Origin of the sequence: Halobaculum sp. EA56 (assembly GCF_051195075.1) — an archaeon.
Lineage (GTDB): Archaea > Halobacteriota > Halobacteria > Halobacteriales > Haloferacaceae > Halobaculum.
The window spans coordinates 359,135-372,895 of sequence record NZ_JBNTJX010000005.1 but is presented as its reverse complement, the minus strand read 5'-3'; the positions used below and the strand labels follow the sequence as shown (position 1 = coordinate 372,895).

At 70.5% G+C, this 13,761-nt stretch carries 13 protein-coding genes; 9 read left to right on the top strand and 4 right to left on the bottom strand.

All coding sequences use genetic code 11. The features are described 5' to 3' along the window. Window positions 1-10: 10 nt before the first annotated feature. Window positions 11-1,663, bottom strand: a complete 1,653-nt coding sequence (locus tag ACQUQ1_RS11550; RefSeq protein ID WP_435064449.1) for an ABC transporter substrate-binding protein — start codon at window positions 1,661-1,663, stop codon at window positions 11-13. A 208-nt stretch (window positions 1,664-1,871) separates the two neighbouring features. Between ACQUQ1_RS11550 and ACQUQ1_RS11545 the strand changes: the two genes are divergently transcribed. Further along, entirely contained in the window at window positions 1,872-3,119 is a 1,248-nt protein-coding gene (locus ACQUQ1_RS11545; protein WP_435064448.1) for a Zn-dependent hydrolase, read from the top strand. A gap of 331 nt (window positions 3,120-3,450) precedes the next feature. Continuing rightward, window positions 3,451-4,266 carry an IclR family transcriptional regulator gene (locus ACQUQ1_RS11540; protein ID WP_435064447.1) on the top strand — a complete coding sequence of 272 codons (816 nt, stop codon included), beginning with the start codon at window positions 3,451-3,453 and terminating at the stop codon, window positions 4,264-4,266. Window positions 4,267-4,450: 184 nt separating this feature from the next. On the opposite strand, the gene ACQUQ1_RS11535 is transcribed toward ACQUQ1_RS11540, so the two are convergent. Together ACQUQ1_RS11535 and ACQUQ1_RS11530 are read right to left on the bottom strand one after the other, a co-directional pair. After that, window positions 4,451-4,594 (bottom strand): DUF7557 family protein, encoded by a 144-nt coding sequence (locus ACQUQ1_RS11535; RefSeq protein ID WP_435064446.1) that lies wholly within the window; start codon window positions 4,592-4,594, stop codon window positions 4,451-4,453. A 319-nt stretch (window positions 4,595-4,913) separates the two neighbouring features. Next, window positions 4,914-5,312 (bottom strand): MaoC family dehydratase, encoded by a 399-nt coding sequence (locus ACQUQ1_RS11530; RefSeq protein ID WP_435064445.1) that lies wholly within the window; start codon window positions 5,310-5,312, stop codon window positions 4,914-4,916. Window positions 5,313-5,401: 89 nt separating this feature from the next. On the opposite strand from ACQUQ1_RS11530, the gene ACQUQ1_RS11525 reads away from it, so the two are divergent. The 3 genes from ACQUQ1_RS11525 (at window position 5,402) to ACQUQ1_RS11515 (ending at window position 8,672) form a co-directional block, all read left to right on the top strand. Continuing rightward, a complete protein-coding gene (locus ACQUQ1_RS11525) occupies window positions 5,402-6,211 on the top strand; it encodes an alpha/beta fold hydrolase (protein ID WP_435064444.1) in 810 nt (269 codons plus the stop codon). Further along, entirely contained in the window at window positions 6,204-7,838 is a 1,635-nt protein-coding gene (locus ACQUQ1_RS11520) for an AMP-binding protein (RefSeq protein ID WP_435064443.1), read from the top strand. Before ACQUQ1_RS11525 ends, ACQUQ1_RS11520 begins: the two co-directional genes overlap by 8 nt. A gap of 129 nt (window positions 7,839-7,967) precedes the next feature. Next, window positions 7,968-8,672, top strand: coding sequence for a helix-turn-helix domain-containing protein (locus ACQUQ1_RS11515; protein ID WP_435064442.1), 705 nt, complete (start codon window positions 7,968-7,970; stop codon window positions 8,670-8,672). 130 nt (window positions 8,673-8,802) lie between these two features. Here ACQUQ1_RS11515 and ACQUQ1_RS11510 read toward each other — a convergent pair whose 3' ends face one another. After that, window positions 8,803-9,327, bottom strand: coding sequence for a hypothetical protein (locus ACQUQ1_RS11510; protein WP_435064441.1), 525 nt, complete (start codon window positions 9,325-9,327; stop codon window positions 8,803-8,805). Between the two features lie 290 nt (window positions 9,328-9,617). Between ACQUQ1_RS11510 and ACQUQ1_RS11505 the strand changes: the two genes are divergently transcribed. From ACQUQ1_RS11505 to ACQUQ1_RS11490, 4 genes are all read left to right on the top strand, one after another. Then, a complete protein-coding gene (locus tag ACQUQ1_RS11505; protein WP_435064440.1) occupies window positions 9,618-11,045 on the top strand; it encodes an ABC transporter substrate-binding protein in 1,428 nt (475 codons plus the stop codon). Between the two features lie 3 nt (window positions 11,046-11,048). After that, window positions 11,049-11,882: an ABC transporter ATP-binding protein gene (locus tag ACQUQ1_RS11500; RefSeq protein ID WP_435064439.1), complete on the top strand. Its 834-nt coding sequence runs from the start codon at window positions 11,049-11,051 to the stop codon at window positions 11,880-11,882. Between the two features lie 77 nt (window positions 11,883-11,959). Then, on the top strand, window positions 11,960-12,652 hold the full coding sequence (locus tag ACQUQ1_RS11495) for an ABC transporter ATP-binding protein (RefSeq protein ID WP_435064467.1): 693 nt from the start codon (window positions 11,960-11,962) through the stop codon (window positions 12,650-12,652). After that, on the top strand, window positions 12,649-13,695 hold the full coding sequence (locus ACQUQ1_RS11490) for a branched-chain amino acid ABC transporter permease (RefSeq protein ID WP_435064438.1): 1,047 nt from the start codon (window positions 12,649-12,651) through the stop codon (window positions 13,693-13,695). The genes ACQUQ1_RS11495 and ACQUQ1_RS11490 overlap by 4 nt, the downstream gene beginning before the upstream one ends. Window positions 13,696-13,761 lie beyond the last annotated feature (66 nt).

Sequence of the window (13,761 nt, the reverse complement as noted above, 5' to 3'; positions counted from 1 at the left end):
CTGGGGGAGGTTAGCGGTCGAGCCAGTTGTCCTGGAACTGGAGGGTGGACCCGTCGGGCGCGCCGATCGGCCCCTTGTACTCCGGCTGGGCGGCGTAGAGGCTCGGCTGCCACCACAGCAGGAGGTGCCCGGAGCGCTCCTCGTGGAGGATCTCGGTCGCGTCGTGGTAGAGTTCCGCGCGCTCGTCCTCGTCGTAGATGGTGCGGGCCTCCTCGACGAGGGAGTTGTACTCCTCGTTCTCCCAGCCGGTGAAGAAGAACGCCCCGTCCGGGTGGAGGAACTTGTAGAACGACACGTCCGGGTACCACAGCGCGAGGTAGGAGCTCGTCGTCGCCTGGAAGTCGCGGTTCGAGTAGACGTCCGACAGCCAGGTGCTCCAGGTGATCTGCTGTATCTCGAGGTCGATGCCGGCCTCGGCGGCGTCGGCGGCGATCACCTCGGCGCCCTGCACCTGCGTCGGGTACGACTGCGGGATCTTGAACGTGGCCGAGTAGCCGTCGGACATGCCCGCGGCGTCGAGGTGTTCCTGGGCCTTCTCGAGGTCGCGGCCGCGGGGCTCGATGTCCGGGTGGACGTACGGGCTGCCGGGCGCCGCCGGGGAGGCGGTCGTCTGGCCGGTGCCGTAGAGGGCCGCTTCGGCGACCTTCTCCTTGTCGATGGCGTAATCGAGCGCCAGGCGCGCGTCCTTGTCGTCGAAGGGCTCGCGGTCGCAGTTCATCCCGAGGTAGACGAGCGACTTCGGGAACTGCGTCTCGAAGCGGACCTCGGAGTTGTTGCGGACGGACTCGGCGTCCTTGGGCGCGATGCCGTTGATGAAGTCGTACTCGCCCGCGTTGAACGACTGCAGGCGGACGCTCGGGTCGGGGATCTCGCTCTTGACGATCTCGTCGATGAAGGGGCCGTCCTCCTCGCTTGCGCCCCAGTAGTCCTCGTACCGGCTCATCGTGAAGGAGGTCTCGACCTCCCGGCTCTCGAACCGGTACGGGCCGGTCCCGATCGGCTCCTCCACCATGTCCTTCTCGGCGTTCTCGGCGGGCATGATGGCCAGCTCGGCCGTCGCCATCTTGGCGATGAACGGGGCGAACGGCCGGGTCAGCTTGATCTCGAAGGTGTAGTCGTCCGGCGCACGGAGCTCCTCGACGTTCTCGAAGAAGCCGGTGGCGAGGTAGTCGCCGTTCCGGACGCGCTCGTAGGTGGCCAGCACGTCCTCGGACGTCATCTCCGAGCCGTCGTGGAACGTCACGCCCTCGCGGAGTTCCATCGACAACAGCGTGTTGTCCTCGGTCTGCTCCAGCGTCCTCGCGAGGTGGGGCTCGATGGAGTAGTCGTCCTGGAGCTTGACCAGCTCCTCGTAGATGTTCTCGAGGACGCGCTTGGACGCCGCCGACGTGTCGATGTGCGGGTCGAGCCCCTGGACGGGGACCGCCCCGCCCCACCGGAGCGTCCCGCCGACCTGGGCGGTGCCCGGGTCGGCGGTGGGCGTGTTCTCGGTGTCGCCGCCGGCTCCGCCGCCTGCGCCGCCGTCGCTCTGACTCGTCGTCGTGTCGCCTCCGCTACAGCCGGCGAGCGCCGACACGCCGGTCACGCCGACCGCGCTGAGGAACGCACGACGCCCGGCGCTGCGGCTGTTCGAGGGATCGGACCCCTTGCTACCGTCTTGCATACGTTAGCTACGTTTCCCGCACCCCACATAAACGTTCGGTTCACGGTAGCGTCACACGTCCGACGGATCGGCGGGCACTCCCCGGGACAGCCCCCGCCCCGCCCGTCCCGCCGGACGACAGGCCGTCGGGACGGGCGGGCCGATCCGTCAGCGATCGTGCAGGTTACCGTACACTGATATAGGGGGCGGTCCGACCCGGACTGTATCCATGGACGTCAATCGCGAGCGGTTGGAGAGCGATCTCCGAGCGACCGCCGAGTTCGGCGCCGTGCCCGCGGCAGAGGGCCTCGGACGGACTGTGCTGACGGGGACGACGGCCGATCGCCGGGCCCGGGAGTTTCTCTGTGAACGGCTCCGCGACGCCGGACTGGACGTCCGCGTCGACGAGGTCGGCAACGTCGTCGGTCGCTGGTGTCCCGGGAGCGCCGACCCCGACGCCGGGGCGGTCGCGACCGGGAGCCACCTCGACTCGGTGCCCGAGGGCGGGATCTTCGACGGACCGCTCGGCGTGTACGCCGGCCTCGAAGCGGTTCGAGCGCTTCAGGAGGCCGGCGTGGAGCCGAGTCGACCGGTCGAGGTCGTCTCGTTCACCGAGGAGGAGGGCCAGCGCTTCGGGGGCGGGCTCATCGGGTCGGGCGTCGCCGTCGGCGACCTGTCCCTCGACGACGCGCTCTCCATCGAGGACGACGGCGGGATCCCGCTGGGCGACGCGCTGGCGGACATCGGCTACCGCGGCGAGGGTCGGCTGGACGCGAGCGAGTGGGACGCCTGGCTCGAGGTCCACGTCGAGCAGTCCGGGCGCCTCGTCGACGCGGGCGTCCCCGCCGGGGTCGTCACCAGCATCGTCGGTCTCACCCGGTGTCACGTGGAGATCGTCGGCGAGGCCGACCACGCCGGCACCACCTCGATGGCCGAGCGGGCGGACGCGCTGGCGGCCGCCGGGGAGTTCGTGGTCGACGTGGAGGCAGCGACCGACGGCCGGCCGGAGGTGCTCGACACGGCCGTCGCGACCGTCGGGAGACTGACCGTCTCCCCGAACGCGCCGAACGTCATCCCCGGGTCGGTCGAGCTGACCGTCGACGTCCGCGACGTGGACTACGGGTCGATCGAGGCGATCACGGACGCCGCCCGCGAGAGCCTCTCCCGGCTGGAACGCGAGCGCCCCGTCGAGACGACCTTCGACCACGCGTGGGACCGGCGGCCCGTCGAGATGAGCCCCCGACTGCGCGGCGCCCTCCGGGACGCGGGCGAGGCGGAGGGCGTCGGCACGCTGGACCTCCACTCCGGGGCGGGCCACGACACCATGCACGTCGCGCGCGTCACCGACACCGCGCTCCTGTTCGCCCCCTCCGTCGACGGCGTCTCGCACAACCCCCGCGAGTGGACCGAGTGGGAGGACTGCGCGGCCGTCACCCGGGTTCTGGCACGGGCTATCGCCGACGTCGCGACCGAATAGCGCGCCGACGGTACGGACCGACCGCCGTCGATCCGGTCCCGGTTCCGCGAGGACGACCTCGGGTTCGGGGGAGGCGACCCCAGGTCCCGCGTTTCGCCCGGCCGGGGACGCCCACGGCACGCCGGACATCCGTTCTCATTGTACGAACGATTCGGGGAATTTCAGGAACGATTGACAGAGGCGCTTTATCGACCGTATTCGACTACGCGAGGAAAATACACCGAACTGGATATCGAGCGAACGGCCGATATCGGGAACGCGAGCCGGATCCGCCGAGATATGTAGTTTGTGAAATACAAACACCTATGGTCCCCGACCGTGAGTACCGCCCATGCCGAACGACACCCCGTCCGGGTCGCCGCGGACCCTCGAGACGGTGTCGCGCGCGTTCGAGGTCGTCCGGGCGCTGGAGGAGCTCGACGGCGCGGGCGTCACCGAACTCGCCGACCACCTCGACCGCTCCAAGAGCGTCGTGTACAACTACCTGAGCACGCTCCGCGAGGAGAAGTTCGTGGTGAAGGAGGACGACACCTACCGGCTCTCGCTGCAGTTCCTGCTCATCGGGGAGTACGTCCGAAATCAGAACACCCTGTATCGGATCGGCAAGGAGGAGCTCGACACGCTCGCCGAGGAGACCGGGGAGTTCGCACATCTCACGACCGAACAGCACGGGCTGAGCGTGAACCTCTACAAGGTGAGCGGCGACAAGGCCGTGGGCGACAGCTACCAGGTGAGCAAGCTCCAGCGGGCGGACTACCTCCACTTCTCGGCCACCGGGAAGGCGATCCTCGCGCACCTCCCGCGCGAGCGCGTGGAGTGGATCGTCGACCGCTACGGGCTGCCCGCGAAGACGGACGAGACGATCACCGACCGCGAGGAGCTGTTCGACGAGCTCGAGGCCGTCCGCGAGCGGGGGTACGCGCTCAACGACGAGGAGGAGATCACCGGTCTGCAGGCGATCGGCGCCCCCATCCTGAACCGCCACGACCGCGTCCTCGGGTCGGTCAGCGTCTCCGGGCCCGTCAGGCGGATGAAACAGCCGGAGTACCACGAGGACGTCGTCGAACAGGTCGTCAACACGGCGAACGTCATCGAGGTCAACGTCAACATGGGCGACTCCGAGGACGAGTTCCCCACGTTCAGCTGACGGTCCGCGTTCCCGAGAGGGAAACCGGCCGGCCGACGTGGATATTACAGACCTATGCGTGTAATGCCGATCCCGACCGCGACGGGGTCGGTGGCGAGGCTCGCACGCACACGGACGGAGGAGAAGCGTCGCTCCCCGCGACGACGGATCGCGAAGCGACGGCGGGCGAGGGGCGTCCGACGCGCTAGACGCCCTCCCGGAGGAACCGTCCCTCCTGTTCGTATATCCCGACCAGTTCCTCGATGAACTCCGGGATCGTCTCGTCGTCCTCGAGGTGACCCTCGATGCGGTTCGCGAGTCCGTCGCTGATCTCGATCGTCGTGACCATCGGTCGGAATACGACCGAAGTCGGCATAAACCTCGCCCGGGTTCGGACGGTCGCCGATCGCTCCGGGTCGTCGCCTCGGGGGTTCGGCTCTCGGAGACCCACTCGAACGCCGTACCCGACGCCGGCACGCGGAGCGGTCGCCCCGGCGGAGGCGAACCGACTCCCGGCCCGCGACGGCGATACTGCATTAAATAAGCACTCAGTAGAGACTAACAGCTCGTATTTCTAATACCGAACGCATAAAACTGTCGGACGACGCGTTCGGCGAATGGACGAGACGCGAGGGGGTCGGTCGACGGGCCGGCCGTGTCGCCCGCGTTCACTCCCCGTGCGGGACCGACATGACGACGGCCTCGCCGTCGATGACCGTCTCGCCGTCCACGCGGGCGACCGTCTCGACGCGGACGCGGTCGTTCCCGAGGTCCTCGATCACCTCGACGTCGGCGCGAACCGTGTCGCCGGGGCGGACGGGCGCCTCGAAGGAGAGGTCCTGCCCTAGGTAGACGATGTCGCCCGGGAGCGAGGCGAGGGCGGCGCTGACGACGCCCGCGCCGAGCATTCCGTGGGCGATGCGGCCGCCGAACATCGTCTCGGCCGCGTACGACTCGTCGAGGTGGATCGGGTTCTCGTCCCCCGTGAGATCGGCGTAGGCGTCGATGTCGTCGGTCGTCACGTCGATGCTGGCGCTGGCGGCGTCGCCGACGGTCGCGACTGGCATGGTATCCGACTCCGTCGGGCGACCCGAAAGCACCGGGGGTTAACATGTGAAACGCCCGCTTGAAGGAGTCGCGCCACGAGCCTTGGATCGTGCCTACCGCGGATCACGACGGCGTCGCCGTCGCCTACGAACGGGAGGGTCGCGACCCGGCGGCCGCCGAGACGGTCGTCCTGTGCGAGGGACTCGGCTACGGCCGGTGGATGTGGAACTGGCAGGCCGACGCCCTCGCCGACGAGTACCACGTCGTCCGCTGGGACAACCGGGGGACGGGCGAGTCGGACGTCCCCGAGGGGCCGTACACGATCGACCGGATGGCCGGGGACCTGGAGGCCGTCCTCGACGACGCCGGCGTCGGGGAGGCGCACGTCGTGGGCGCCTCGATGGGCGGCATGGTCGCCCAGCGGTACGCCCTCGACTACGACCGGGCGGCGTCGCTGACCCTGCTGTGTACCTCCTCGGGCGGCCCCGAGGCGGTTCCCACCCCGGAGTCGACGCTGGAGCGGATGTTCTCGGTCCCGGACGGCGCGGACGAGCGCGAGGCGATCCGGTACAGGATGGCGCCGGCGGTGAGCGAGGGGTTCATCGAGGAGAACGAGGACCTCGTCGAGCGGATCGTCGACTGGCGCCTGGAGTCGGACGCCCCGCCCCGGGCGCGCGAGGCGCAGGGGGCCGCCGTGCGGGCGTTCGACGCGAGCGGGGAGCTCGGCGAGATACGGGTGCCGACGCTGGTGTCCCACGGCACCGCCGACCGGGTGCTCCCCGTCGAGAACGGCGAACTGCTCGCCGAGGGGATCCCGGACGCCGAGTCCGAGTTCGTCGACGGCGGCTCGCACCTGTTCTTCATCGAGGAGGCGGACCGGGTGAACGACCGACTGCTCGCCTTCCTCGCGGATGTCTGAGGGTGCGAGCGGGCTCGGGGCGCCCGACGACGGGGACGACACGAGCCGGGCGGCGGACTGGGTCGGCGACTGGTCAGGCCGTCGCGCGCGGCTCTCGCCGGACCGGGTGGGGCTGGTCGACGCGACGACCGGGACGGAGTACACCTACGCCGACCTCGACGACCGGGCGGCGCGAACGGCGGAGTCGCTCCGCGACGCCGGGGTCGGGAAGGGCGACCGCGTGCTCACGCTGTCGCGCAACCGGCCGGAACTCGTCGACCTGTTCTTCGCGACCGGGAAGCTCGGCGCCGTGCTCGCCCCCCTCTCGCACCGGCTCGCGCCGCCCGAACTCGCCGAACTCGCCGGGGACGTCGACCCGACGGCCGTCGTCGTGGAGGCCGGGTTCGCGGCGGAGGCGGCCGACGCGCTCGGCGGGACGAACGCGGGATCCGAGGTGGAAACCGAACCCGGGCCGGCGACGTTCGTCGTCGGCGACGACCCGGAGTCGGTCGACGACGCCGCGGCGACGCTCGGCGGTCGGCCGCTCGCGGCGGCGCGTCCGGAGGAGTCACCCGACTCCCCCGACAGGGCCGCCGTGTCGCTGTCGGACCCCCACCTGTTCCTCCACACGGGTGGGTCCACGGGGACGCCGAAGGAGACGGTGATCCCGCACCGGGCCGTGTACTGGAACTCGATGACGACGATCGCGGCGTGGAACCTCCGCGGCGACGACGTGACGCCCATGCCGTTCCCGATGTTCCACACCGGCGGGTGGAACGTCCTCACCGTCCCGCTGTTCCACGTCGGCGGCACGGTCGTCATCGCGCGGGAGTTCGACCCGGGACGGGTGCTCGACATCGTCGACAACCGGGAGGCGACGGTGGTCGTGGCGGTGCCGGCGGTGTTGCGGATGATGGCCGAGCACGACGCCTGGGAGGGGTCCGACCTCTCGTCGCTGCGGTTCGCGAAGTCCGGCGGCGGCCCCTGCCGCCGGTCGGTGCTGGAGTCGTGGTGGGACCGCGGCGTCGACCTCTCGCAGGGATACGGCCTCACCGAGTGCGGCCCGAACAACTTCGCGATGCCGGACGACTGGCCCCGCGAGAAGGCCGCGTCCGTGGGCGTGCCCGCCCCGCACGTCTCCGCGCGCGTCGTCGACGCCGACGGCAGTCCCGTCGCCCGCGGCGAGGTGGGCGAACTCGAGCTGTCGAGCCCGGCGGCGGCCGACCGCTACCGGAACGCGCCCGAGGAGACCGAGGAGACGTTCGGCGGCGGCTGGGTCTCGACGGGCGACCTCGCCCGCGTCGACGCGGACGGCTACTACCACATCGAGGGGCGAAAAAAGAACATGTACGTCAGCGGCGGCGAGAACGTCTTCCCCGCCGAGGTCGAGAACGTCGTGACCGATCACCCGAAGGTCAGGGAGGCGGTCGTCGTCGGCGTCCCGGACGACACCTGGGGGACGGTCGGGAAGGCGGTCGTTCAGGGGGACGAGTCGCTCACGCTGGAGGAACTGCGGGGGTTCCTCGACGGTCGGCTCGCGGGGTTCAAACACCCGCGCCACCTCGCGTTCGTCGAGGAGTTCCCCCACTCCGGCCCCTCGAAGATCGACCGCGACGCCGTCCGCGAGCGGTTCGGGGAGGACGCCTGACACGCCCCGCGGGGGGACCGCGAGGTGCCGGCGGGGACGGTGTCGACACGGCCCGGTTCCCGTCCGTCCGCGACCGACACGAACAATTATGTAGGTGTTCGCGAATATCTCTGGGAAGCGGGGGCACACATGATCGACGTCACGCTGGACATGGAACAGTACGACTGTCCGTTCATCCACGCCACCGAGGAGCACGACCTGGCGTTCTCCGCGGTCCACTGGGAGTTCGACACGGCGACCGACTCGCTGGAGACCAGGATGGTCGTCGAGGGGGACGACCGCGAGTCGCTCGGCGAGGGGCTCACGGAACTGCGCGAGCACGAGGGCCTGCGCGAGTACAGCCTGCTCTCGAAGACGGGCGGCGTCGCCCACATCCGCACGGTCATCGACGAGACGGCGGCGATGGGGACGGTCCGCGACGGCGGCGGCTACATCACCGGCCCCTTCTACATCGCCGACGGCTCGGAGCTGTGGCACGTCGGCTTCGACGACCGCGGCGAGGCCGACGGCACCCTCTCGCGGCTGGACCGCGACAACGAGTACGAGGTGCTCGACCGCGACGAGCCCGACCTCCCGGAGCTCCAGGGATTCATCCAGAACGCGGGCGCGGCGACGACGCTCATCGAGGGCTGCAAGGACCTCTCGGACGTGGAGCGCGAGACGCTGGAGACGGCCGCCTCGGAGGGCTACTTCGAGAGCCCGCGCTCGGCGACGCTGGGGACGCTCGCCGAGCGGTTCGACGTGTCCAAGCCCGCCGTCTCGAAGAACCTCCGCCGGGGGCAGCGGAAGATGCTCAGACGCGTCGTCGACGCGATGAGCGAACTCGAAGAGTAAGGAACGGTCGTCGACCGCGGGGGGCCGGCGGCGCGCCCGGAGGCGACCCAAGCCCGGTCCCGGCGGCGAACCGGGACCGCCGCGAGCGTCCTCCCGACGAGCGCACCCGCCGAGGAGCCTCGATCTCCGGTCACTCGGACGGGGCATCGAACCCGGGCCAGGCCTCACCACGTCGAATCCGACGGGCGAGAGCGCGGGCGCCGATCCCACAGACGAACCCGACAGAGGCCAACAGAACGACAGCGAGTGGGAACCGCACGACCGCGTTCTCGGGATGAAATTCGAGCGCGGGATCGGAAACCGACCCGCCGATCCAGAACAGCAGTCCCCCTAACTGCGGCGCCGACGCGAGCAGCAGGCTGGGGACGTACCCCCGGTTGAAATACGCGTGCAGGCCGGCCAGCGCGACGACGAGGAACTCGTCGTACCACCACATGTGCGGCCCCGATTCGAGGACGTTCGAGACCCTGAACAGGAGCGTTTCGTTCGGATAACAGCCCGCCCGGCGCTGGACACACAGAGAGATCCACGTATACTCCACGGCCGCTGCCGCCACGAACAGCACCACCGCGGCGAGGATGGCTACCGCGGTGAGCCGACGCTCCTCGCCGATGAGCAGCGATCTGGAGGGCGCAGAGTCCACAGCGAGTTCCATACCGCGATTTCCCCCGTGAGTGAAAAATAGGTAATGGCTGGAACCCGCCCGGCGACGTTCCCTCCCCTCTCAGCTGTGAGCCCGTTCCGACGCGAACCGAGTTCTCCGTCCCGATTCGAGACCGTACCCTGCCGGGTACGTTCCCCGAACCCTCCCCGACGTCCCGCTCGGGACCGTCGTCCGTCGAGCCGGTCGGCAGCCGCGAATCGACGGGGGTCCCCCGGCGAGCGCCGCCGCGTTCACATGTTAACCACGCAGTTCTTGCCGGATACCGCACAGTATGGGTACGTATGAGCGAACGTGTCACACGACGTCGGACGCTGGCGGCGCTCGGGGCGACCGGGATCGCCGGCCTGGCCGGCTGTACCGGCGGCGACGGAAACGGGACGGACGGGTCGACGGACACGCGGGCGGACACGGAGGCGAGCGACGACATGGAAGGCACGACAGCGGGGAGTTCGGGCGGGGCGTCGGGGACGGTGAAGATCGGCGTGCTGCAGCCGATCTCCGGCGACCTCCAGTACTACGGTCAGCAGGCGCTGTGGGGCTTCTCCTCCGGGCTGGCGTACAAAGCCGGCGGGGAGCCCCAGTTGGCGGCCGAGTCGGGGAGCCAGACCGTCACCGTGGGCGACGTGGACTACGAACTGCTGATCCGCGACACGCAGTTCTCGGCCGACCAGGCACAGTCCCTCGCGACGAACCTCGTCACGGACGAGGACGTCGACATGCTGTTCGGGCTCACCTCCTCGGGCGCCGCCACGCGCGTGAGTCAGACGGTCGCCAAGCAGGCGGGCGTCCCGCTGATGATCGGCCCCGCGGCGTCCGCGTCGATCACCGCCGAGTCGGAGGCGTGCGGCGAGCAGGTGTTCCGCGCCTCCGAGAACACCGCGATGGACGCGCGCTCGGGCGGCCGCTACGTCGCCCGTGAGTCGGACGTCTCGCGGGTGTACCTGTTCGGCGCCGACTACTCGTTCGGCCGCGCGGTCGTCAACAACTACGAGGAGGTGCTCTCCGCCGAGGGCGTCGAGATCGTCGGCAAGCGGTTCGTCCCGCAGGGGTACAGCGAGTGGGAGGGCCTGCTCGACAACGCCGCGGAGGCGGGCGCCGAGGGGATCGTCGGCGGCTTCACCGTCGCGACGCTCCCGGCGCTGTTCACGTCGTACCTGAACGGCGACTACGACTACACGGTGTTCGGCGGCTTCGCGACGGAGATCACGAACAGCGTCGTCGGCGGCCTCCTCCAGAACCAGCTTGGCGAGCCGCTCACCCGGGAGAAGCTCGACGGCGCGGGGATCGGCCCGTTCACGACGCGCTACCACTGGAACCAGTACGACAACGAGATCAACTCGGCGTTCGTCGAGGGGTACGTGAACGCCTACGGGAAGGTACCGGACCTGTTCACCTCGGGGACGTTCACCGCCGCCTCCGCCATCGTGCAGGCCGTCGAGGAGGGCGGCTCCACCGAGGGCGCCGACATCGCGTCGGCGCTGCGCGGCATGACCGTCGCGGACACGCCGAAGGGCGCGGACGCGTACACCTTCCAGGAGTACAACAACCAGGCGCGTTCGGAGATGACGGTCGCGAACGTCGCGCCGACGGCCGACGAGTGGAGCGACTCGTGGGGCGCGCCGGTCCAGCCGAGCGAGCCGGTCGCCCGTATCGGCGCCGACGAGACCACGATCCCGGCCGACGCGGACGGGATGAACTGCTCGCTGTAAGCGATGCTGCGCACACGGGGCCTCACGAAGCGGTTCGGCGGCCTCACCGCGGTCGACGACGTGGACTTCGAACTCGCGTCCGACGAGCTGTGCTCGCTCATCGGGCCGAACGGCGCCGGGAAGACGACGTTCTTCGACCTGCTCACCGGGGCGCTCGCGCCCACCGAGGGTACCGTCGAGCTCCGGACGGACGCCGCCGAGGGGGGCGACGCGTGGCGCGACCTGACGGCCGCCCCGGCCCACGAGGTCGCACAGCTCGGAGTCCACCGGTCCTACCAGGTGACGAACGTGTTCGCCGGGTCGACGGTGCTGGAGAACGTCCGCGTGGCCGCCCAGGCCGCCGGCGGCGACGGCACCAACTTCTGGCGGAACGCGGGACAGCTCGACCGGTACATCGAGGAGGCGTACGAGGTCCTCGACCGCGTCGACCTCGCCGACCGCGCGGAGGAGCCCGCAAGCGCCCTCTCCCACGGCGCCAAGCGCCAGCTGGAGGTGGGCGTCGCGCTCGCGGGTGACCCGGACGTGCTCCTGCTGGACGAGCCGAACGCGGGCGTCTCCTCCGAGAGCGTCGACCGCGTGGTCGACCTCATCGAGGACGTGGCGACCGACCACGCGGTGCTGCTCGTCGAGCACAACATGGACATCGTGATGGAGGTGTCCGACCGCGTGGTCGTGCTCAATCAGGGGTCGGTCATCGCCGACGACGAGCCGTCCGCCGTCCGCGACGACCCGGCGGTGCAGCGGGCGTACCTCGGCGGCTACGAGCCCGGGTCCGCCGGCGGCGACGACCCGCACGCGGACGCCGATACCGGTTCCGACGGGGGCGAGCCCGCGTGAGCGCCGACGTGAACTCCCCGGACGCGGGGGAGTCCGGCGGTTCCGACGCCGCCGACGCCCGCGACCGGGGCGACCCGCTGCTCGCGGTCGAGGGCGTCCAGACGTACTACGGCGACAGCCACGTGCTCGAAGGGGTCGACCTGGAGGTGTACGAGGGCGAGGTCGTCGCGCTGATGGGGCGAAACGGCGTCGGGAAGACGACGACGCTGCGCTCCGTTCTCCAGCTCACGCCGCCGCGGGAGGGGTCGGTCCGCCTCCGGGGCGAGGAGCTGGTCGGGATGGACACCCACGAGGTCGCCGAGCGCGGCGTCGGGTGGATCCCGGAGGAGCGCCGGATGTTCGCCCAGCTGACCGTCGAGGAGAACGTCCGGGTGGCCGTCCCCGACCCGGACGACGCGGCCGCGGCCCTCGACCTCGCGTTCGAGACGTTCCCGGACCTCCGGGAGCGGCGCGACGCGAAGGCGGGCGACCTCTCCGGCGGGCAACAGCAGATGCTCGCGATCGCCCGCGGGCTCGTCGGCGACAACGACCTGCTGCTCGTGGACGAGCCGAGCGAGGGGCTCGCGCCGCTCGTCGTCGAGGCGGTCGCGGAGGCGCTCGCCGAGACCGCGACCGACACGACGATGCTGCTCGTCGAGCAGAACCTCCCGCTCGCGCTCGACCTGGCCGACCGCTTCTACGTGCTCGATCACCGGACGGTCGTCGACGAGGGCGAGACGAGCGAGGTGGACGCCGACGCCGAGCGGCTCCGGAGGTACCTGTCGGCATGAGCCTCGCGCTCGCGGCGGGGTCGGTCGCGTCGCCGGACGCGACGCTCCCGCTGCAGTTCCTCGACGCGCTGTTCGAGTTCCTCTCGCCGTCGACGCTGGCGGAGGTGCTCGTGCGCGGGCTCGCGGAGGCGAGCCTCTACGTGATGATCGCCGCCGGGCTGACGCTCGTGTTCGGGCTGATGGGCGTGCTCAACTTCGCCCACGGCTCGGTGACGATGCTCGGCGCGTACCTCGGCGGCCTGGTCCTCGTCACCGTCGTCGCAGGGTCCAGCGGCGGCGGCGCGCGCCTGCTGGCGTTCGGCGTGGCCGTGGTCGTCGCGTTCGGCGCGCTCGCGGCGCTGGGCGCCGGACTGGAGGTCGGGCTCGTCAGGCCCGTCTACGACCGGCCGCCGCTGTATCAGATCCTGCTCACCTTCGGCGTCACGCTGGTGCTGGACGAACTCGCGCGGATCCTCGTGCTGTTCTACGGCCTCCAGCCGTCGACGGTGTGGCAGGACGTCCTCGGGACGAAGCCCACGTTCCTCGCGGAGTCCATCGGAGTCGCCGGCGTCTCCGCCAGCGGGCTCGAACTGTTCCAGATCCTGTTCGGCCTCGCGACGGTCGTCGGCGTCCACCTGTTCCTCACGCGGACGCGCTACGGCCTGTTCGTGCGCGCCGGCGGCGAGGACAGCGAGATGCTGTCGGCGCTGGGCGTCGACGTGAACCGCGTGTTCACCGTCGTGTTCGCGCTGGGCACGGGCATCGCCGGCGCCGCGGGCGTCCTGCTCGCGTGGGACCCGGCGTGGGGGGCGTCCGTCCCCCTGGCGGCCGAGACGCTGCTCCCGGCGTTCGTCGTCGTCATCGTCGGCGGCCTCGGGACGTTCCGGGGCACCGTCGTCGCCGCGCTGCTGGTGGGCCTCGTCGACTCCTCGATGACCTGGTGGTTCCAGAACTTCGTCGACTTCACCGGCCTGCCGGAGATGGTCGTGTTCCTCGTGCTCGTGATCACGCTGATCGTGAAGCCGCAGGGGCTGTACGGCGTCTCGGAGGTGGGGGGCCATTAGCGACCCCGACCCGGACCCCGAGGCCGGCGGCGGGAACCCCTCGAACTCGGCCGCCGACGGCGGCGA